We start from the raw sequence: 22,018 nt of genomic DNA, 5'->3' as shown, positions 1-22,018 counted from the left end.
GATATAAAAAATTGACAAAAACACTTGATTATATCAGGTGTTTTTGTCAATAAATGATGATACGTTTAATTTTTGTATCAGGAGGTATGGAGTTAGGATTCCCGGTATTTAGCCATTCAGTAGGGATTGACCCTTTATTTAAGTCAAGTTCGAAGAGCATTTTAATGCTTTTCACGACAAGAAATAAAGAACTATTAATTACTTTAATATCATTGATTGTATATTGATTGCGAATATCACCCACTGTGGAGTGAATTGTAATTTGCTTATCTGTTGAAAATTGCTCATCATAGACACTAATCGTAGAAATAAGTTTTAGCTTACCGCTAGATAGTTCTAACTGTAATGAAGGAGTACTGGGATCTTTTAAATAAATAGTAGCAATTGTTTTTTTCAGCCCATCAATATATTTTCCAGTGATCGTGAGATTTGGATATTTTTTTTGTATATCCTCTAGTGGCATACCAATTTGTATAGAACCAGCTTTATTCATACTCAGGCGAGTTTCATCAGACGTTGCTGATGATAATGGAGAAGGAGGTAACTCTTCCTTTGGTAAGGAGTGAGGTGCAGGAGGAGCTTTTGCGATGTCATTCGCTTGAATCGTTGGAAGTGCTCCAAGACTTTTGAGTGTTTCAGCAATTTTGGCATGTTTTTTAAAATAGGCTTCCATAAGGGCAGTACGTCCATTATTGTCCTGCACGTTAGGATTGGCTCCATACTCAATCAACATAAGTACAATATCTTCAGCACCCATTGCCGACGCCTCCATGAGAGCTGTTTTACCATACTTATCTTGTAGATTAACAGTGGCTTGTCTTTCAAGTAGAAGTTTTACTATTTCTGTCTTTTTGTAAAAGCTAGCAGCGATTAAGGGACTCCATCCATCAGTATCACGAACTACATTTACCGGCATACCTGCCTCTAAGAAGGCAGTGACAATATCTTTGTCACCACGTCCTGCGTACGCAACAAAATTTTTTTCCTCGAAAGTGATGCCTTGTTGGATGAGTTTTTCGAGAGGAGATCTTGATGCAATGGCATGATCAGCCATTTTGTAACCTAGGATTCCACCAATTGTACTCACGGATGTAAATAAGATAATAATAACTGAAACGACCTTTTTCGTAAAAATTTTTTTTCTTGGTTGTATAACGTTCTCAGTGCTTTCCGACGTAGTCGATGTTTCTGTAATTGATGGTTGTTGATCTTCAGTTATTTCTGATGTGGGAGGGATATCGGATTCTGATAATTCTTTATTAGCAGCAGCTAGCAACTCATCAATCGATTTTTGGTCCAGTTCCTGTTCATTATTCATATGCTACCCTGCCTATTCGTTAGCTAAATTATTAGTATTTACATGTATACATGTATAATGAAAATTCTTGCTATGTTATGAAAAATCCTGCAATTTTTGTAAGTATTTTTCATAAAAAGTAGATTTTATAAAAATAAAGACATCGTGCTCGATAAGCACGATGTCTCTATTTTTATAAATTAAGAATATATGTTATTTTGTTTCCAAATAAAAATGCTTACTAAGGTTTTTATTTAAGAAGAAGTTTTTTAGCTATAGTTACCGCTTCTACGCCATTTTCGGCATAGGCATCGGCTCCAGCTTGTGTAGCGTACTCTTGGGTAACCACCGCTCCGCCTACGAGAGTCTTGGTTGTACTACCTGCAGCTTTAAGTGCTGCAATCGTTTGATCAATTTGTGTTATTGTTGTTGTCATAAGGGCACATAGACCTACAATATCTGCATTGTGGGTTAAAGCTGCTTGAACAATCTCTTCAGTGGAAACATCTTTACCTAAGTCGATAATATGAAAACCACTATTTTCTAACAAGGCAGAGACAATATTTTTGCCTAGATCATGGATATCACCTTTAACGGTTGCCAAAATAACTGTACCAAGGCTAGTAATAGTATGAGCAGGTAAAACTTGTTTGATAGTAGCAAAGGCAGCACTCATAGTTTCAGCAGATAAGAGTACTTGGGGGAGAAAACAGCGACCGCTACCAAAAGCGATACCGACTTCATTCATAGCGGCAGTTAAGCCTTCTTCGGTAATTGAATTTGAGTTGATGCCTTCAGAGAGGGCCTGCTTAACTAAAGGAATTACTGCTTCTTTTTCTCCTGAAATCACAGCATGACGAATTTGTTCTACAAGTCCTTTAGGTACTGAGGGAGTGACTTCTTGTTGTTCCTGTCTATTTGGTGCATAATGCATGCTGTACCCTCGACCGTTAGCATCATGACCAAGGAGTGCAGCTGAAGCAGCTAAGGTATCCTGCATAAGTGAATCATAAGGATTTAAAATAGGTGCGTCAAGACCGGAGGCTAGAGCCATTGCACAGAAGGTGGAGTTAATAATATCGCGACGTGGTAGTCCAAAGGAGATATTGCTCAGTCCCATGGTAGTGGGGTAACCTAATTGTTCTCTATATAGTTTTAGTGCAGAAAGTACTTCAGAACCAGCTTTTGAATCAGCCGCAGCTGTGAGAACTAAAGCGTCAAGTACAAAATCTTGGGGGCGAAGGCCAACTGCGAAAGCAGCTTGAGTAATTTGTCTAATAATATGCAATCGTTCCATGGCAGTAGTGGGGACACCACCTGGTGCAATGGGTAAACATAATATAGCAGCTCCATATTTTTTCGCTAAAGGTAAGAAGGTTTCCAATCGTTCAGGTTCTGCGCTGACTGAATTAATAAGCGCCCGGCCAGGGTATGCCTTGAGGCCAGCTTCTAATGCAACTGGGTCTGTTGTATCGATGACGAGGGGGGCATCGACAAGCATTGATAATTCTTCTATGACGTGTTGCATAGCGTATGCTTGGTCAATTCCTGGTACTCCCATATTCACATCTAGAATATGAGCTCCAGCCCGAAGCTGCTCTAACGCTTCTTTTTTCACTGACATGAACTGTCCTTCTCGAATATCGGCAGCTAATTGCTTACGACCAGTAGGATTAATACGTTCCCCTATGATAGCCGTAGGTTGACCAGCGCCAATATAGATGGTTTTACTGCGGCTTGTTAAGGCTGTATTTTTATTCAAACATTTTGGAATAGGAAGAATAGGGATAGAAATATTTTTTAATGCTTCTTTCATAGCTTTGATGTGCATAGGGGTAGTACCGCAGCAGCCACCAATATAGCTGGCGCCAGCCTTAGCCAATCGTTTAGCCCATGTGCCCATTTCTTCAGGAGTCATTGGAAAGACTGTCTGTTTATTTACCAGTTTTGGCATTCCTGCATTTGGTTGAATACTAATGGGACAAGTAATAATTTTGGATAATTTTTCAACAATAGTCAATAATTGAGATGGGCCTAAAGAGCAATTTGCACCAATAATATCAGCACCCATTGCTTCGAGTATAATTGCTGCAGTAACAGGATCAGTACCCGTAACTGTGCGTCCATCTTCTTCAAAAGACATTTGACAAATAATGGGTTTCTTCGTTGCTGCTTTAGCCGCAAGGAGGGCAGCACGCATTTCTTGAATATCAATAATTGTCTCAATAATAATCATATCAACATTAGCTTGATCGAGGGCATTAATTTGTTCGAAAAAGACTTCATAAGCATAGTCGAAAGTTAAATCCCCTAACGGCGCAATTAATTTACCAGTAGGACCTACGGACCCTGCGATTTTGGTGTGGGGGCCGCATGCCGCTCGAGCAGCATGAACAGCAGCCACATTGATTGCAGCGACCTTATCTTGTAGGCCATAATGTGTTAATTTGATACGATTGGCACCAAAGGTATTGGTTTCGATAATATCAGCACCACTATCAACATAACTTTTATGTATTGCTGTTATGGCTGCTGGTTGCTCAATATTCCACAATTCAGGGCAGGCACCTGTTGGCAAACCGGCATCATGTAGCATAGTTCCCATAGCACCATCAAAAATATAAATCATAGTTATTTCAATCCTTTCTAGCCAGACAATTTATTTGTGTACATTGAGGGCAAGTTGTATCTTGATACATGTAGCCAACGTTTGTATCATGCTGATGAGCAGTAATTCCAATGACTGCAGTAATTGATTTACGTGGTAATAACATACACGATTCTGTAACTTTTAAGTTAATAGCATCTCCATTGGCTAAATCTAAAATAAGAGGTTGTACAGTAATATCCCATCCTCCATATCCAGGGCTAAAACGGGGGAGGGTTAGATAGCCTTGGCGCATAGCTTGATTTTTTATAAAATCACATACTTGATCGGCTGCTACTTCGACGGCTGTTGTACCTGCGGCGTCTAGTAACAAGCCTGATGTATATTCACCATTGGAAAAATAGTTACTGACTTTCTGTTCAAGCTTTGGACCGATCGTTAAACCTATTACTGCAATCTGTATAGCTTGAGACAAATAATTAATAATTTTAGGTGCGTGTAATGTAAGGGGAGGAGATCCCATAATTGTAGCGGTATTCGCATCATAATCATATATTTGCCATGTGGCCTGAGGCTGAACTAGAAGATATGATTCTGTACAAGCTTGGTCAATTAATTCAGAAGGAAATTCCGCATATTGATCTAAACCGGAATAACGTTTTATCTCACTAAGATTGAGAGGTTTTAAAGCTGGGTTATAGACTGGCATTGTATTCCTCCTCGTATTATTTTTTATAGCTATTTTAGTCAGTTTATCAAAAAAATTTCTTAAATAATGATTAGATTTTCACTTCATATTATAAGTACATTTTATCAGTTTACTCTATTCTTGAAAACAATAACCAGCAGTTTCAAAAGAGATATTTTTTGCGTAATCAGAAAGTATAGCACTTTCTTGATTACAAGTAAGAGCAACTAAGACTTTGGTCTGCGCTAAGGCTTGACCAAAGTCAAGTTTTCTTTATACAAAAAATAAGCCCTATTCCTTGAGGAAAGAGGCTTATTTTATATAAACTATTCTTTCCTCTTATCTTTCAGAATGATGAGACTCTGCTGGACTTAGCACCATTTGCATTATGCTGGTTGCTGGGTGTCATAGGGCCAGTCCCTCGACCACTCTCGATAAGAGAACAAATGATAAAATTTTAACTTATAATAAAGCAGAATGTCATAAATGTCAATGTTTTTATAAATAAAAAATAGATGATCTTCTTGATGTTAAGTAGAAAGGATTTAGTTTATATTGGCAGTTGAAAGTGAGGTAAATAGAGGTTTTTCTTTATACTAAGGCTTGAGATTAGAAAAGTTTACTTCAAAAGAAGGGTTTTTACTAGGACTTCTATTTATCCATGCTATTTTCGGCAGGAAATGTTATTGAGAGTGTGGAATGACTAAAAATATCAAATATTTCGTGGCTGGTGGCTATTAAGATAATAAGGGCTAGATTTGAAATATAAATAAGAAGATGAGGTGAATTGATTGTTAAAGGTTATTGCAATTGCCAATCAAAAAGGTGGCGTAGGTAAAACAACGACTTCTGTTAATTTGAGTGCCTGTTTAGCTGAGTTAGGCAAAAAAGTATTACTAGTTGATCTTGATCCCCAAGGTAATTCTACGAGTGGTTTTGGTTTCGATAAAACCAAAATTAAACAATCTATTTATGATATTTTAGTTAATGACATACCAGCAGAAAATGTTATTTTAAAAACCCAGATTGAAAATTTGATGCTTTTACCAGCGACAATTCAATTAGCAGGTGCCGAAATAGAATTGGTGTCAATTATGTCAAGAGAAACTAAACTTAAACGGGTGTTGGATAATGTCAAATATAACTATGAGTATGTGATTATTGATTGCCCTCCATCTTTAGGATTATTGACAATTAACGCCTTAACGGCAGCTAATTCTGTATTGGTGCCTATCCAATGTGAATTTTATGCATTAGAAGGTCTCTCTCAATTAATGAATACTGTAACACTTGTGCAGAAAAATTTAAACCCAGCATTGTCTTTAGAAGGAGTCGTGTTAACCATGTTTGATGCACGAACAAATTTATCAATTCAAGTTGTTGATGAAGTTAAGAATCACTTTCGTCATAAAGTATATCAAACAATTATTCCTCGTAATGTCCGTCTTAGCGAAGCGCCGAGTCATGGTCAACCCGTAATCAAATATGATCCTAAATCTAAAGGAGCACAGGTATATTTTGATTTGGCAAGAGAGGTGATCGATCATGAATAAAACTCAGCGAGGTCTCGGGCGGGGGCTTGATGCATTATTTTCAGGTGGTAGTAATGGTGAAGAACAACCCATTATAAATAATATTCCCATCGAAAAAATAAGTCCTAACAAATTTCAACCACGGCGTGTGTTTGATCCAGAGGCACTCACTGAACTAGCAGATTCCATCGCGCAATATGGCATATTGCAACCAATTGTTCTTAGAAAAGTATTAAATGGTTATGAAATTGTTGCTGGCGAACGTCGTTGGCGAGCTTCTAAGCAAGCTGGTATGAATGAGATCCCAGCAATCGTTAAAGAATATACTGATGGGGAAATGACTGAAATCGCACTCATTGAAAATATACAACGAGAAGATTTAAATGCAATTGAAGAAGCGTTAGCTTATCGTCGGCTAATGGATGAACTTTCATTAACACAGGAAGAAGTTGGTCGTAAAGTCGGACGAAGTCGCTCTCTGATCGCCAATATGGTACGGTTGTTAAATTTGCATCCAACAGTTCAAGAATATGTTTCACGTGGAACATTATCAATGGGACAAGCTCGCCCCTTATTGGCATTAGAGACCAGTGAATTACAACTAGAAGCAGCAGAGATCATTATTGAAGATGATTTGTCAGCGCGTGGTGCAGAGGAATTGGTTAAACGATTATGTGAAATTCCTAAACCAGCTAAACAAACGATGAAATCATCAGATGAAAAAGGAATTTTTGTAGTTGAAGCTGAAGATCGATTAAAATTAATTTTGGGGACACAGGTGAAAATAAAACCTGGTAAACTAAAAAGCAAAATAGAAATTGAATTTTATTCCCCTGAAGATTTTGAGCGTATTCTTGACATTCTAAGTGGAGAATCGACAGCAATATCAAATAAACCGAAGGGGATATTTGTTGTATAGAAATGAAAAGGGTCATATAATGTTTCACGTGAAACATTATATGAAATTTTCATGAGATATAGTAATTTTGATGGTCTTAAGAACTTTTAAATTTAATAAATAGGTCTTGGCGATTACGTTTTGTGAATGTATAGTTGCACTAAGGCTCTTGAAACTGTAAAATAGATTGTTCAAGGAGTTGGGGGCTGAATTGAAAGGGACATTAGTAAATTTCGTTGGGATCGTTTGTGGATCATTAATTGGGCTTTTATTAAAAAAGAATGTCCCAGTAAAATATCAGCAAACCGTGATGCAAGGTTTATCATTATCAATAGGGTTGATTGGGTTACAGATGGCTTTAAAGACACAAAATATACTGATTATCATCATTAGTATCGTCATTGGTGGTCTGATTGGCGAATTTATGGACATCGATCGGTGTTTAAATCGGGTTGGACAATGGTTGACAATGAAAATGGGAAACAAGTATGGTAGTGTCGGAGAAGGCTTCATTACTGGTAGTTTAGTGTTTTGTGTAGGTGCAATGGCAATTGTGGGTTCTATACAAGATGGCTTAACAGGTGATGCGAGCACTTTATATGCAAAATCCATGCTTGATGCTGTTGCATCAGTTGTATTTGCTTCTGGTATGGGAATTGGTGTAGCTTTATCAAGTATTTCCGTATTACTATACCAAGGGACACTGACGTTATTAGCAAGTAGTTTGAGCGGTTTTATTTCTGAAGCAATGATTCGAGAAATGACAGCCGTAGGTGGTTTGTTAATTATTGGGATAAGTTTACTTGTATTGGAAATTAAGACAATAAAAGTAGCTAACTTACTTCCTGCAGTACCTGTTGCGGCAGTGATTGTTTTATTATGGTCTTAGAAAATATTAAATCAGTTAAATCAAATTCGAGTGTAAAGAGAAAGGTATGATATGATGGATCAGTTGGCAGAGTTATCTAATTTAATTATGAGTAATGTACAATATGTACTTTTGGGAATGACAGTAATGATTTTATTAGCATTGGTTATATTTATTAGCATTAATATAAAACTTGCTAAGATGAATAAACGATACCGCACAATGATGAAGGGAATGGAAGGGGTAAATGTTGAACAAATGTTGCTTGCCCATATTGATGAAGTAAAGCAAGTGGTACACAAAGTAGACAATTTATCAATTGAATGCCAAAAGTTAGATATCTCTTCGCGAAAGGCCATCCAAAAATTTGGTGTAATTCGATTTAATGCTTTTGAAGATATGGGGAGTGACTTGAGCTTCGCGATTGCTTTATTGGATTATCAGAATAATGGTGTTATTATTTCTAGCATTTATAGTCGTAGTGAATCTCATACATATGCAAAACCAATTATTTCGGGTAGTTCATCTTATTTTTTGACTGAGGAAGAAAAGCAAGCATTAACACAGGCAATAGAAAAAAAATAAAATGGCAGGAATTATCCAATTTAGGGCGAAGGTAAAAATAGTCTCGTTATAATGAATGATAAAAGGAGGAAAAAGTTTGACAAAAAAAAATAAAAATGTGAGTGATTCTAAGAAAAAAATAATCAATAGTACAAATCCTAGACAGCAGTTAGAGAGTATTCGTATACCGATGAGGGTTGCTAAATGTATCGCTGGTGCAGTGGGCTTGTTGATCATATTAATGATTGGGTTAGTTGTAAATTATAAGCAAACGATAAATACAGCAAATGCAGACAAAATCGAATTAGAGATGTTACGGCAGACTAATGGCGTACAGGTTAAACAAATTCAAGAATTAGCCCAAGCGACTGCTATCTTGCAAAAAGATATGGAGCGATTAAATTCTCTTGATGTGGAGTTACGGCGTATTGTTAACAATGAAGAGACGATAGCGACATCTCGTGCTGGTTTAGTACGTCCTTCAGTAAATTATAGTAATCAAGATAAAGAGCAAGTACAAATGGAGATTAACCAAATTAATAATATGATTAATAATTTACAGATAGCGGTTAAAGCGCGAGAAGAAAGTTTGGTTGAACTGAAAGAAGAATTATTGGCCAAGCAAGCTAGATTAGCATCAAGACCCTCTATCTGGCCGACAAGGGGAGAAGTGACTTCACGTTTTGGGTCGCGTAATTCACCTGGGGGGATCGGTAGTAATTTCCATCCAGGGATTGATATTGCGAATGATATTGGTACACAGATTATTGCTACTGCTGATGGTATTGTCACAGAAAGTGGTTGGTCCAGTGGTTATGGCGAGACTGTTGAAATCAATCATGGTAATGGGATTACTACCTTATATGGGCATAATTCTCGACTTGTAGTACATACCGGCGAAAGAGTGAAAAAAGGTCAATTGATTGCATATCTTGGTAATACAGGGTATACGACTGGTCCACATCTTCATTATGAAATTAGAGTAAACGGTACTGCCGTTAATCCAGCGAGTTTCTTAAATTAAATGATGGAATATTGATGGTGCTTAGTTTGATAATCATGAAACCAAATAATGTAGAACTAATGTAAAAATAACAGTCGAAGTATAATCGCTTCGACTGTTATTTTTTGTGATTGAAAAATATAAAGAATACCTCAAATAGGATGTATGATTCCTTGAGGATTCTACCGAGAGTAGGTACGTAAACTATATGAAAAAGCATGGGCAATGGTATCTGCCATTTTCATAACCAAACTTAATCGTGTACTCTGAAGTACGAGATGTTCCATAAATCCACTGACATTCACAATACCAGTGACATAAGCATTACCAACGGCAGGAAGATCTTTGTTAACTGCAGCTCCTGGTTTTAATGAACCGCGACCTAAGGATACACAACCGACACTTTCCAATCTTCCAAGGCAAGCATCGACTGCAATAATAAAGGGATTGTCAAAAGTTCTTTGAATCGATTGTATATGTTCATGGAGATTAGAAGCATGCACAGGATCATCTAATGTGCCATATATATGAGGATAAGGGTTAAAAGAGCGTAGTTTACTGCCCGTTAATGGTCCCAAAGCATCACCAGTTGAACGATCTGTACCAATACATAAAATAACTAAATCTTGTTGATCTGTAGAAGCTTCACGCATGATTGTTCTCAAATGGGTAGAAAGATCATAAAGAGCAGTAGGTTGATTGATATTTGACTTAAATTCAGATGTTAATGTTGGAAATTTAAAAATATTATTAAACATGTTATAACTCCTGTTTGCAAATTAGATATCAAGTACATGGTGTGAAGTATAAAGTTATTATAAGCAAAGATGAAGAATGTTATACATTATTAGAAGAGAAAACAGAGGAGGAGTGAAATAATATAAATGTAATAATTTTACAATTAAAATGACATATTTATTTTATAAAGAAAAATCTTCATCACTAATGGAAGTATCTTTATTAGGAAGTCGTGCTTAACACTTCCAACAAAATGACCTTACAGCCACTTAAATCAATGAATGTGAATAAATATACAATCAATATTGATGATACATGCCGTCTAGGCTTGAAAATAGTGGACTTTTCAGAAGAATGAACTATTTTATATTCATATTAAAGGTATATTGTATTATTTTATATACAATATTGACAGTATAGCATTTGGTTTTTATAATAAAGTATGTAAATTAAGTTCCCTGTATTAAGACAAAAGAATTTTAGGAGTGTACCTAGGGTTCCGTGCTATATAGCGGGCTGGTCCGAGCGGTACAGGTGCAAAGAGCACAACACCGTGGGTAGAAAAGGCCCTGCGGAAAGTCCTGGATCAATGAGGCTTAATGGTGATAGCCGTTAGTGTGGTACCATTATCTAGCCAAAATTAATCATCCAGCACTTCCCCCAGGGCTTTTCTGCGAAAATAGTGAGGCTATATTTTAAAAATAATAAAATTATTTTGAAGGGGTGGGTAAAGACATATGTGCAGAATTGGTGCGATTAAAAGTAAGGAATTTATTCATCCATCGGCAGCCCTACATTTAATGTTGCCACAGCAAGAAGGACATGATAACTCAGGTTTTGCCATGGTTATGCAGGATTTGGGAGGCGTATTTTTAAAACATAAAGATAAGCCATTGTTGTCCCTAGCCTGTACGCAAACTGGGGCTAGACTTGTCGAAGAATATATGGAAACAAACAACTTTGTTCAATTAGCAGAGTGGATTCCTCGTGGTGTGAAAAATACTAAGTTAGATATCGAAGCCATGCCTTATTATATATTCCGTAACTATGATTATCCTGAACATTATAACGATGCAAGTCAAGAAGCGAAAGAGACATTACTACTAGATACTCGGCTTGCACTCAGAGCTTTATTAGAAAAAGATGATCAAGGATATGTATATTCTTTTTGGCCTGATGCCCTTACATTAAAGGAAATCGGCGATCCTCGTGACATTGCTACCTATTTTAAATTATGGGATGACAATGGGGCGTTGATGGCAAAAAATATTGTGACACAATGTCGCCAAAATACTAACTATGATATTGTGCGTTATGCAGCTCATCCTTTCTTTATGCAGGGATATACTTTGTGCGCCAATGGAGAAAATACTTTCTATACTAAAAATAAAGAATACCAAAAAACACTTCATCGTGGATACATTGGTTTTGAATCAGATTCTCAAAATTTCCTTTATACACTGCATTATGTACTTCATGAATTACAATGGCCGATTAAATATTATAAGCATGTTATTACGCCATTACCATTTAGTGATATTGCCAAACGATCTGATCGTGCAGAACTCACAGCCATTCGTCAATCTCTTGGGCATATGGAAATTAATGGTCCAAATACGATTATTGCTATGTTACCGAATGGCAATATGATGACTTGCTGTGATTCAAAAAAATTACGCCCTGTTGTCGTGGGGAGAGATGAAAATATGGTAGCCATTTCATCTGAAGTATGTGGCTTAAATGCTATTTTGCCTCACAGAAATCAGGAAATAGATATCTATCCTAACGAACGCGAAGTGGTTGTTATTAATGAAGCATTGGAGGTAGAGCGATGGAAACAGTAGCAACTCAGGATGTAACGGTCAACGATTTGCCATGGAAAATTGAATATAAATCAGAACGCTGTACCATGTGCGGTAATTGTGTAGCAGCCTGTACTTTTAAGGCCATTGAGCCAGTAATGGAGCGCCGCTCGACAACTTTTTCCACAGGCAATCAACCTGAACCCACTAGTAAACATAGTGCAGTACTTGTAATCAAACAAAAAAATAGCATAACAGAGTCCTGTACTGGCTGTGGCATGTGTGAAAAAACATGTCCAAATCAAGCAATTAAACCTGTACGTAATCAAGATTCACGTTTTAATTTGCTAGCAAGAAAAGGTGGTTCTCCTATCAAACGTGGTGGACGTAGCAATTTAAATAGTGCTCGGACACTTGATAATATTATTATCGGTCGTATCTCTCAGATGACAGATCCGGCTCTTGACTCAGAAAGACATACTTTTGATATCTTAGCACCTTTTGGTCGCGTATTACCTGCCAATGAATTACCTCTCAGTGTAAAAAATGGTGAAATAAACCTGACGGGAAAATTACCACCAGTGAATTGGATTTATCCAGTCATTTTTAGTGATATGTCGATTGGGGCTTTATCGACAAGAGCATGGGAAGCTGTTGCGTTAGCGACTGCATACTTGAATGAAAAGTATAACATGCCTGTACGTATGAGTTCTGGTGAAGGTGGTATGCCTGTTAAACTACTTGAGTCTGAACAACTTAAATATATGATCTTACAAATTGCATCAGGTCATTTCGGTTGGAATCGGATTGTGAAGTCAATTCCTAAAATGAAAGTTGACCCAGCAGGAATTTTGATCAAAATTGGTCAAGGGGCAAAGCCTGGTGATGGAGGACTGTTACCTGCAGCGAAAGTTGCTTCCCATGTTCAGGCCATTCGTGGTGTGCCAAAGGCTGACCTTATGTCACCACCAAATCATCAAGGACTTTACTCTATTGAAGAATCAGTACAAAAGATGTTCTTGTCGATGAATGCTGCATTTAAATTTAGAGTACCAGTTGCCATTAAGTGTGCTGCTTCAGCAACTTCCGTATCCGTATATAATAACTTGCTTCGTGATCCTTATAAAATCTGCGGTGGGTTTTTCTTAGACGGTATTCAAGGTGGTACTGGTGCCGCCAACGAAATCTCTCTCGATCATACTGGACACCCTATTGTATCTAAAACTCGTGAATGTTATTTATCAGCAGTGAAACAAGGACGTCAAGGACAAATTCCTTTATGGTCAGGTGGCGGTGTTGGTCTTACTGGCAATGCAGCAGCCGATGCTTTTAAAATGATTTGTTTGGGCGCCAATGGTGTCTTTATTGGTAAATTATTGATCCAGTTAATGGGTTGTGTTGGTAATGAACAAGGTAGATGTAACTCTTGTAATACAGGTAAATGTCCAGCTGGTATTTGTACGCAAGATCCACGTTTAGTACAACGCCTTGATATTGATAAAGCAGCCCAAAATATTGTTGAGTATATGTTAGCACTTGATAGTGAATTGAAAAAATTGATGGCACCAATTGGTAATAGCTCAGTGCCTGTAGGCCGTTCTGATGCCTTGGTGACAACTGATCGCGGGATTGCTGAAAAATTGGCTATCCAATATGTGTGTTAGGAGGGAAGCAGCATGTTAAAGATAACGAGTCTTGATGGAAATCAACGTATGTCAACCCAAGATCTTTTAGAGGCCATTAATATGGCCATCGCGGAAGGCGAAACAGACTTTCAAATTGATGCTTCCGGTCAGCATGATATTGGCGGACCATTATGGCATCCTGAAGGAAAAACTCTAACCTTTTCTGTTACAAATCCAGGGCAACGGGTTGGTTCCATGTGCTTAGAAGGAACGGAAATCATTGTTGATGGTTCAGCTTCAGCCGATGTGGGCTGGTTAAATGCTGGTGGTAAAATAGTCGTTCGTGGTGATGCTGGTGATACGGCAGCACATTGTGCGGCAGCGGGAACAATTTATATTGGTGGGCGTGCAGGTACGCGATCTGGTTCTATGATGAAACATGATCCTTTATATGCACCACCTGAATTTTGGGTTTTAAAAAACTCAGGTAGTTTTTCTTTTGAATTTATGTCGGGTGGTATTGCTGTTGTCTGTGGTTATGATAGTGAAGAATTTACATCAATATTAGGTGATCGCTCTTGTGTCGGTATGGTAGGTGGGACTTTATATTTCCGGGGAAATGCCTCAGGGATTTCCACAAAAGATGTTAAGATTCTACCACTTGCTGTCCAGGATATTGCTTATCTTGATGGCAAGATGGATGATTTTCTTACTTCAATTGCTAGGCCGGAAATTAGAGAAGAATTAAGTCAGTGGGCAGACTGGCATAAAGTGGTGCCATTGACATATGATGAACGTCCTAAAATGGTCAATACGAATGTTCAACCATTCCGTAAAGAACAATGGGTAACTGGTGGGATTTTTAGCGATGTATGCAGTGATAACTTCAATGTTATTGGGCTTGTAACGACTAACGTATATCGTCAACGTGTGCCTGTATGGGAAAATGGATTTTATGCAGCACCTTGTGAATTTAATTGTCCAGCATCCATTCCTTCACAACGTAGGTACAATTTATTGCGTGAAGGTAATATTGATGAAGCTTATAAACTTGTACTTGATTATACCCCTTTTCCAGGCTCAGTATGCGGAGCTGTATGCCCTAATTTGTGTATGGATGAGTGTACTCGTAAGAAAGTTGATATTTCCGTACAGGTTGGTCAGCTTGGCACCTATTCTGTCGATGTTACATTGCCGAAAGCTGAAGCTAAGACTGGCAAGACTGTAGCCATTATTGGCGGTGGTGCTGCAGGGCTTACTACAGCATGGCAATTGGTTCGCAAAGGACACGATGTTACAGTTTTTGAAGCTGATGAACGTATGGGTGGAAAAATGGAACAGGTTATTCCACGTACGCGTTTACCTGGGCAGACACTAGCCAAGGAACTTAAAAGAATTGAAGATATGGGCGTTGTATTTAAAACAAATACGACAATTGATAAAGAAAAGTTTGTAGAACTGAGAGCTACTTTTGATGCTGTAGTTGTGGCAACAGGTGGACATATTGGTAGAGTTTTCCCTTGGCCAGGTCATGAAAGACTTGTAAAAGGTATTGAATTCTTAAAAGCTGTAAACAAAGGGAAAAATCCTAAAGTTGGTAAACGTGTCATCGTTATTGGCTGTGGTAATTCTGGAATGGACGCAGCTGTTGGTGCTTACCAAATGGGCGCAGAGCAAGTAACCTGTATTGACGTTCAACGGCCAGCTGCTGATGCGATTGAAATTGCTCATGTTGAAGAGCTAGGTGGTAAAATCATGTGGCCAGTATTGACGCAAGAAATTACTGCTGAAGGTATTATTACCAAAAGTGGTGAACTTATTGAGGCAGATACGGTTATCATCAATGTTGGTGAAATGCCTGATCTTGACTATTTGCCTAAAGATATTATTACAGAACGCGGTTATTTAAAACCAAATCAGGATTATCAAATTGCTGAAGGTGTTTATACTGCGGGTGATACAGTGAAACCAGGTCGATTAGTTGATGCAATTGGTGCAGCAGGTCAAGCAGTGCTAGCCATTGACACTTATCTGACAGGCAAAACACATGAGTCTATAGCAAAACCCAAAATTGATGCTAAGCGTCTAACAACGGCATATTTCAATAAGTGTCATAGTTGTGAAGTACCTGAAGCAAATGAAGATCATTTACGGTGTATTAGCTGTGGTACTTGTCGTGATTGTCATATGTGTGAAAAATCATGTCCAGAAAAAGCAATTACGCGCATCGTTCATCCAGAAGGTAATTTTGAATATATCTCCGATCCTAATAAATGTATAGGTTGTGGAATCTGCACAGGGGTCTGCCCATGCGGTATCTGGTCTATGCATGATAATAAACAACAAATAATTATATAGTTTGTAACTCTTTACACAAAAAGGCATCAATACTTACCAATAGTATTGATGCCTTTTTCAAAATAGGAGGCTGGTTATGATGAATCATATTTTGAAATTGGCAATCTGCCAAATGGCTATTACTGATAATAAAACGGTGAATCTCAGTAAGGCTGAGTCCATGATCAAAGCCGCAGCACAGCAAAATTGTCAATTGGCAATCTTACCTGAAATGTTTAATTGTCCTTATAAAGCAGAGTTGTTTTCTCAATATGCTGAATTTTATCCTGAGGGTGAGACCATTCAGATGCTATCAAAAACAGCAGCTGATTCAAAAATTGGAATAGTAGGTGGTTCAATACCCGAAAAAGATAAGTTTGGAAATGTTTACAATACGAGCTTTATTTTTGATGAAACAGGAACTTTAATAGGACGTCATCGTAAGATACATTTATTCGATGTAGAGATTAAAGGTGGAACTGTATTTAAAGAGTCGAGCATATTAGCTCCAGGACAGGATTGTACAGTTGTTAAGATTGCAGGGGTAACCTTAGGAATTGCTATTTGTTATGACATCCGTTTTCCAGAATTATCACGTTTGATGACATTAGCAGGTGCAAATATGCTGATTTTTCCAGCTGTTTTTAGTGTGTCAACTGGACCAGATCATTGGGAATTACTAATACGAGGGAGAGCTGTTGATAATCAAGTCTTTGTAGTGGGAGCTGCGCCGGCGACCACTATAGAATCGGCATGTCAGGCATATGGGCACTCTATGGCAGCCGATCCTTGGGGGAATATCATAGGCAGCACAGGGATAGAAGAAGAAATTTTAATCGTTGAGATTAACCTAGAGAAAATGTGCACAGTGCGAGAACAGTTGCCATTATTAAAACATCGTCGCCCTGATGTTTATAAAAGTAATTATAATTCATAGTATTTATGCATTTTTCGCCAAAAAAACTTAAAAAATACGAAAAATCATAGGTTTTATTATTTTTAGTAGACAGATCGAGGTAAAGAGTATTGACAGTATTTCAGTGAACAAATATAATAGCATTAAAGCACAAATATATTTTGAGGGCGCACACTAAGATTTTTAAAATGTAAATACAGTACAATTGAGTGTGGACAGTTTGAAAATCTTTCGAAGACACTTAGCAAAGTAGAAAGTGATAGGTCATAAAGGAGTGGTAATCTAAAAACGTAAATCATAAATTATCGGTTTCTTAAGGTTTATAGTAGGGGGAGGAATAACAATGTTAAAGAAAAAATCATTGATCGGTTTATTAACAGCAGTTAGTTTATTAGGGGTTATGTTGACAGGTTGCGGATCAACTCCAGCAGCTGATTCTAAAGAAATAAAAATTGGCGGTAATTTCGAGTTGACTGGTGGAGTTGCCAATTATGGTAAGCAAACCATGAATGGAGTCCAATTGGCATTTAAAGAAGCCAATGCTGCAGGTGGTGTCCTTGGTAAAAAGATTGTCTTAGTTACTGCGGATAATAAGTCAGAACCATCTGAAGCCACAAATGCAATTACTAAGCTTATTACACAAGATAAAGTGTCTCTTGTCATGGGGCCTGTTGCCAGCTCTAACGTGTTAGCAACATTACAAGTTGGTCAAGATAACAAGATACCAGTGATTACTGCTACAGGTACAAATACCAAAATTACAGTGGATAATGGTAAAGTAAGACCTTATGCTTTCCGCAGCTGCTTTATCGATCCATTCCAAGGAACTGTAATGGCGAACTTTGCAACTAAAACCCTAAAAGCAAAAACTGCAGTTATTTTCATTGATAATAGCTCAGATTATTCAAAAGGGCTTGCAGAGTCTTTTGAAGCCCAGTTTGTAAAAGATGGTGGAACAATTGTAGGTAAAGAAGCTTTCCTACAAAAAGACCAAGATTTCAAATCCACATTAACAAAAATAAAAGTTATGAATGCTGACACTATTTTTATTCCTGCTTATTATGAAGAAGTGGGTAAAATTGCAAAACAAGCTCGTGAACTTGGAATCAATGTACCACTAATTGGTACAGACGGTTTTGATGATCCTAAAGTGGTAGAAATTGCTGGTGTAGAAGCACTAAATAATACGTTCTTCAGCAACCATTATTCAGCTCAAGATACTGATCCACGGATTCAAAAATTTGTTGCAGCTTTTAAAGCTGAATATGGTCAAGAACCAAATGCATTGGCAGCCTTAGGTTATGATGCAGCATTGATGGTTATCGATTCAATTAAACGGGCTAATAGTACAGATCCAGCGAAATTAAGAGATGCTTTAGAACAAACTAAAGATTTACAAGTAGTAACAGGTGTTATTACAATGGATGCTAACCATAACCCAATTAAAAGTGGTGTAGTTATTGAAATGAAAGATGGTAAGCAAGTATTTAAAGAAAAAATTAATCCTTAAGACAAATTGGCTAATTGTCCCGTACAGTGTAAAACACGAAATGTACACACTGAAAGGACAATTAGCCAAAAGTCTCTTTAAGGAGCATTGACAGTATAAAGTAATCTATCTATAATATACCTTGTATTACATAGAATTATTCACTTTAAAGACATGTGAAATGGCTACCTATGAAAAACTAAATAAAGTTGAATATTCTGATGTAAACGTTGGTATGTTACATTTTATTAGTTTGTTATTCATAATACAAAGGGAGAATGATTATGAAAAAAATTCACAAGTTAGCGAGCGTCTTTGCAGCAGTTGCCATGTTAGCGGTTGCCATGACAGGGTGTGGTGGCGGTCAAAAGTCCGCGGACACCATTAAAATTGGTGCTAATTTAGAGATGACAGGTAATAATGCGACTTTTGGTAAATCTGCGAGCAACGGTGCTGCATTGGCCATTAAACAAGTCAATGCCAATGGCGGTGTTCTTGGAAAACAGCTATCCTTAGTTGTAGCTGATAATAAAAGTGAAGCAGCTGAAGCAGCCAATTCTATGCAAAAGTTGATTACGCAAGATAAAGTGGTGGCTGTTATTGCGCCAATTGCTTCTTCAAGTGTTATCGCTGGTGCTCAAGTTAATCAAGATAATAAAGTATTAGCCATTAGTCCAACGGCCTCCAATCCAAAAGTAACAGTTGATCCTGCTACTAATAAAGTGAGAGACTTTATGTTTAGAGCCGCATTTATTGATCCTTTCCAAGGATCGGTTATGGCTAATTTTGCAACAAAAACATTAAAAGCTAAAACTGCAGCCATTTATATTGATAATTCAAGTGATTATGCTAAAGGTCTTGGTCAGTTCTTCAAAGAAACTTTTATCAAAAATGGTGGACAGATCGTTGCTGAGGAAGCGTATTTAGCTAAAGATACTGATTTTAAAGCGACATTAACTAAAATTAAAGTTGTTAATGCAGATGTAGTCTTTGTTCCTGGTTATTATCAAGAAGTTGGGATGCTCATTAAACAGGCACGTGAAATTGGACTTAATATGCCAATTCTAGGTGGTGACGGATGGGATTCTGCTAAACTTCCAGAAATTGCTGGAGGGCAAGCTCTCAATAATACTTTCTTTGCAAATCATTATTCTCCTGATGATAATAGTGAATCCATTAAAAGTTTTGTAGAAGCGTATAAAAAAGAATATAACGAAACTCCAGATGCTTTTGCTGCCCTTGCGTATGATGCAACGATGATGGTTGTTGAGTCAATCAAAAGAGCAAATAGTGTGGATACTGTTAAAATTAAAGATGAATTGGCAAAAACCAAAGATTATAATGCAGTATCAGGAAAAATTACCCTTAATGAAACACATGATGCTGTAAAAAGTGCTGTTATCATTGAAATGAAAGAGGGTAAGCAAACATTCAAGGAAAAAATTAATCCCTAATTAGTATACTAATTAAAAAAGTTAAAGGGATAAGGCGGCAGTCTTATCCCTTTTGTAGACTTAAGAAAACTTATTTAAAATAAAGGAGGCAAGGGCGTGGAATTTACATTTACTCAGCAATTGCTGCAACAGTTAATTAACGGTATATCTCTCGGAAGCATTTATGCGCTGATTGCTTTAGGATATACCATGGTGTATGGCATTATCAAATTGATCAATTTTGCCCACGGTGATATTTATATGGTTGNCAACAGTTAATTAACGGTATATCTCTCGGAAGCATTTATGCGCTGATTGCTTTAGGATATACCATGGTGTATGGCATTATCAAATTGATCAATTTTGCCCACGGTGATATTTATATGGTTGGTGCTTATGTGGCTTTCTTTGCGACAACGGCGTTAAAATTATCCTTTTTTCCAGCACTTATTCTCTCCATGGTAGTTGCCGCTATTGTTGGAGTCGTGATTGAAAAGTTGGCATATCGTCCTCTACGGTATGCACCGCGTATTGCAGTACTCATTACCGCTATTGGTGTGTCTTTATTATTAGAATACGGTGGTATTCTTCTCGTTTCTCCTCAACCACGGACTTTCCCAGCGATTTTTCAAGCAGAAGTTTATACCTTTGGTAACATCGTTGTGAATAGTCAACAGATTTTGATCTTAGCAGTGGCCTTATCCTTAATGATCATTCTAACATATGTCGTTCAACGGACTAAAATTGGTAAAGCCATGCGGGCTGTTTCCTTTGATACAGATGCTGCACGTCTTATGGGAATCGATGTAGACCGAGTTATTTCCATCACCTTTGCCATTGGTTCATCTCTCGCTGCCGCTGCTGGTATGCTAGTAGGTGTGTATTATAACTCCATTGATCCACTCATGGGCATTATGCCAGGTCTCAAGGCTTTCGTTGCTGCCGTTCTTGGTGGTATTGGTATCATTCCAGGCGCGATACTTGGCGGTGTGATTATGGGTATCGTTGAAGCGTTAGTGAGTGGCTTTATCTCCTCAACCTTCCGTGATGCTGCAGCCTTTGCCATTTTGATTATTATTTTACTCTTTAAGCCATCGGGGTTACTGGGTAAAAATGTTCGTGAGAAAGTGTAGGTGAGCGATAATGGGAAATAATAAAAAAGTCTGGCAATCCCTTGGGGCTTGCCTTGCAGTATATGCTGCCATGCAAATGCTCATTGAATTTGATATCATCGGGCCATTTTGGCAGCTGAATATTGTATTGGTTTGCATTAACATCATTTTGGCTGTAAGTCTCAATCTGATTAACGGTTTCACAGGGCAATTTTCCATCGGTCATGCTGGATTTATGGCAGTGGGTGCCTATGTGAGTGCAGTACTGACTGTTAAAATGCAACTTCCTTTTATTGCTGCAATTTTGGGCGGTGCCGCTACGGCCGGTTTTCTAGGTTTTGTGATTGGTCTTCCTACCCTTCGTCTTGACGGGGATTATCTAGCCATTGCGACCTTAGGTCTTGGTGAAATTATTCGCATTAGCATTTTAAACATTCCTTATGTAGGCGGCGCTTCTGGTTTTATGGGAATTCCTCGTTATACGACTTTTACGTGGGTGTTCTTTATCACCGTATTTACCGTGCTCTTTATTCGAAACTTCATTAACTCCACTCATGGCCGTGCGTGTATTTCCGTACGTGAAAATCAAATTGCTGCCGAAGCCATGGGTGTTGATACAACTAAATACAAAGTAATGGCCTTTACCATGGGAGCTGCTTTCGCTGGTGTCGCAGGCGCACTCTTTGCCCATTATTTCTATATCGCTCATCCAGCGTCTTTTACCTTTATGAAATCCTTTGATATTTTAACCATTGTGGTTCTTGGCGGTTTAGGCAGTATCAGTGGTTCGATCACAGCTGCTGTTCTTTTGACCTTCGTTTCAGCCGCTCTTGCTGGTTATCCAGAATGGCGTATGATTATTTATTCCTTGATGCTCATTATCCTCATGCTCTATCGTCCGCAAGGACTGTTTGGTAATAAAGAAATAAGCCTGAAGCTTTTTAGTCGGCTGATGGGAGGTAAGAAACATGGCACTACTGAAGGCAACTAAACTTTCAAAAGTCTTTGGCGGACTTAAAGCCGTATCGAACTTTGAAGTGATCATTGAAAAAGGTGAACTGATTGGTCTCATTGGCCCTAATGGTGCAGGTAAAACGACAGCCTTTAA

Annotated in this window: 18 protein-coding genes, 1 pseudogene and 1 riboswitch; of the genes and pseudogenes, 15 read left to right on the top strand and 4 right to left on the bottom strand. The window is 37.8% G+C overall.

The features are described from left to right. Positions 1-46: 46 nt before the first annotated feature. The 3 genes from ACAN52_RS20350 to ACAN52_RS20340 form a co-directional block, all read right to left on the bottom strand. Complete coding sequence (locus ACAN52_RS20350) at positions 47-1,318, bottom strand: ankyrin repeat domain-containing protein (protein WP_378956908.1); 1,272 nt, start codon at positions 1,316-1,318, stop codon at positions 47-49. Between the two features lie 229 nt (positions 1,319-1,547). Continuing rightward, a complete protein-coding gene (locus ACAN52_RS20345) occupies positions 1,548-3,926 on the bottom strand; it encodes a homocysteine S-methyltransferase family protein (RefSeq protein ID WP_378956907.1) in 2,379 nt (792 codons plus the stop codon). Positions 3,927-3,933: 7 nt separating this feature from the next. After that, complete coding sequence (locus tag ACAN52_RS20340; RefSeq protein WP_378956904.1) at positions 3,934-4,614, bottom strand: methionine synthase; 681 nt, start codon at positions 4,612-4,614, stop codon at positions 3,934-3,936. A gap of 315 nt (positions 4,615-4,929) precedes the next feature. Then, positions 4,930-5,034, bottom strand: a riboswitch (SAM riboswitch). Positions 5,035-5,384: 350 nt separating this feature from the next. On the opposite strand from ACAN52_RS20340, the gene ACAN52_RS20335 reads away from it, so the two are divergent. From ACAN52_RS20335 to ACAN52_RS20315, 5 genes are all read left to right on the top strand, one after another. Then, positions 5,385-6,146 (top strand): ParA family protein, encoded by a 762-nt coding sequence (locus ACAN52_RS20335; protein WP_378956903.1) that lies wholly within the window; start codon positions 5,385-5,387, stop codon positions 6,144-6,146. Then, positions 6,139-7,044 carry a ParB/RepB/Spo0J family partition protein gene (locus ACAN52_RS20330; protein WP_378956902.1) on the top strand — a complete coding sequence of 302 codons (906 nt, stop codon included), beginning with the start codon at positions 6,139-6,141 and terminating at the stop codon, positions 7,042-7,044. The genes ACAN52_RS20335 and ACAN52_RS20330 overlap by 8 nt, the downstream gene beginning before the upstream one ends. A gap of 190 nt (positions 7,045-7,234) precedes the next feature. Further along, positions 7,235-7,912, top strand: a complete 678-nt coding sequence (locus tag ACAN52_RS20325) for a DUF554 domain-containing protein (protein WP_378956901.1) — start codon at positions 7,235-7,237, stop codon at positions 7,910-7,912. A 51-nt stretch (positions 7,913-7,963) separates the two neighbouring features. Beyond that, a complete protein-coding gene (locus ACAN52_RS20320; RefSeq protein WP_378956898.1) occupies positions 7,964-8,476 on the top strand; it encodes a DUF4446 family protein in 513 nt (170 codons plus the stop codon). 76 nt (positions 8,477-8,552) lie between these two features. Next, on the top strand, positions 8,553-9,479 hold the full coding sequence (locus tag ACAN52_RS20315) for a M23 family metallopeptidase (RefSeq protein WP_378956897.1): 927 nt from the start codon (positions 8,553-8,555) through the stop codon (positions 9,477-9,479). Between the two features lie 161 nt (positions 9,480-9,640). Here the strand turns inward: ACAN52_RS20315 and yyaC are convergent, their stop codons facing one another. Then, positions 9,641-10,216 (bottom strand): spore protease YyaC, encoded by a 576-nt coding sequence (gene yyaC / locus ACAN52_RS20310; protein ID WP_378956896.1) that lies wholly within the window; start codon positions 10,214-10,216, stop codon positions 9,641-9,643. A gap of 717 nt (positions 10,217-10,933) precedes the next feature. On the opposite strand from yyaC, the gene ACAN52_RS20305 reads away from it, so the two are divergent. From ACAN52_RS20305 to ACAN52_RS20260, 10 genes and pseudogenes are all read left to right on the top strand, one after another. Next, positions 10,934-12,040, top strand: coding sequence for a glutamate synthase (locus ACAN52_RS20305; RefSeq protein ID WP_378956894.1), 1,107 nt, complete (start codon positions 10,934-10,936; stop codon positions 12,038-12,040). Next, the gene (locus ACAN52_RS20300; RefSeq protein WP_378956893.1) at positions 12,028-13,662 is read left to right on the top strand and encodes a glutamate synthase-related protein; all 1,635 of its coding nucleotides are present in this window, start codon (positions 12,028-12,030) and stop codon (positions 13,660-13,662) included. Before ACAN52_RS20305 ends, ACAN52_RS20300 begins: the two co-directional genes overlap by 13 nt. A 12-nt stretch (positions 13,663-13,674) precedes the next feature. Then, positions 13,675-15,981, top strand: coding sequence for an FAD-dependent oxidoreductase (locus tag ACAN52_RS20295; protein ID WP_378956891.1), 2,307 nt, complete (start codon positions 13,675-13,677; stop codon positions 15,979-15,981). A gap of 76 nt (positions 15,982-16,057) precedes the next feature. Beyond that, the gene (locus ACAN52_RS20290; RefSeq protein WP_378956890.1) at positions 16,058-16,897 is read left to right on the top strand and encodes a carbon-nitrogen hydrolase family protein; all 840 of its coding nucleotides are present in this window, start codon (positions 16,058-16,060) and stop codon (positions 16,895-16,897) included. A 322-nt stretch (positions 16,898-17,219) separates the two neighbouring features. Continuing rightward, entirely contained in the window at positions 17,220-18,386 is a 1,167-nt protein-coding gene (locus tag ACAN52_RS20285) for an ABC transporter substrate-binding protein (protein WP_378956889.1), read from the top strand. Between the two features lie 263 nt (positions 18,387-18,649). Then, positions 18,650-19,819 (top strand): ABC transporter substrate-binding protein, encoded by a 1,170-nt coding sequence (locus ACAN52_RS20280; RefSeq protein ID WP_378956888.1) that lies wholly within the window; start codon positions 18,650-18,652, stop codon positions 19,817-19,819. Positions 19,820-19,915: 96 nt separating this feature from the next. Next, positions 19,916-20,053, top strand: a pseudogene (locus ACAN52_RS20275) (branched-chain amino acid ABC transporter permease); the annotation flags it as partial. A gap of 23 nt (positions 20,054-20,076) precedes the next feature. Next, positions 20,077-20,931, top strand: coding sequence for a branched-chain amino acid ABC transporter permease (locus ACAN52_RS20270; protein ID WP_378956948.1), 855 nt, complete (start codon positions 20,077-20,079; stop codon positions 20,929-20,931). A gap of 10 nt (positions 20,932-20,941) precedes the next feature. Beyond that, the gene (locus ACAN52_RS20265) at positions 20,942-21,901 is read left to right on the top strand and encodes a branched-chain amino acid ABC transporter permease (protein WP_378956887.1); all 960 of its coding nucleotides are present in this window, start codon (positions 20,942-20,944) and stop codon (positions 21,899-21,901) included. After that, positions 21,879-22,018 (top strand): ATP-binding cassette domain-containing protein (locus ACAN52_RS20260; protein ID WP_378956947.1); only part of this gene is annotated, 140 nt, incomplete at its 3' end. The genes ACAN52_RS20265 and ACAN52_RS20260, both read left to right, overlap by 23 nt.

The sequence above is a fragment of the Pelosinus sp. sgz500959 genome (assembly GCF_042610375.1).
In the GTDB taxonomy this organism is placed as follows: domain Bacteria; phylum Bacillota; class Negativicutes; order DSM-13327; family DSM-13327; genus CTSoil-075.
The sequence above is the reverse complement of the archived record's forward strand: the minus strand, read 5'-3'. Positions and strand labels throughout refer to the sequence as shown.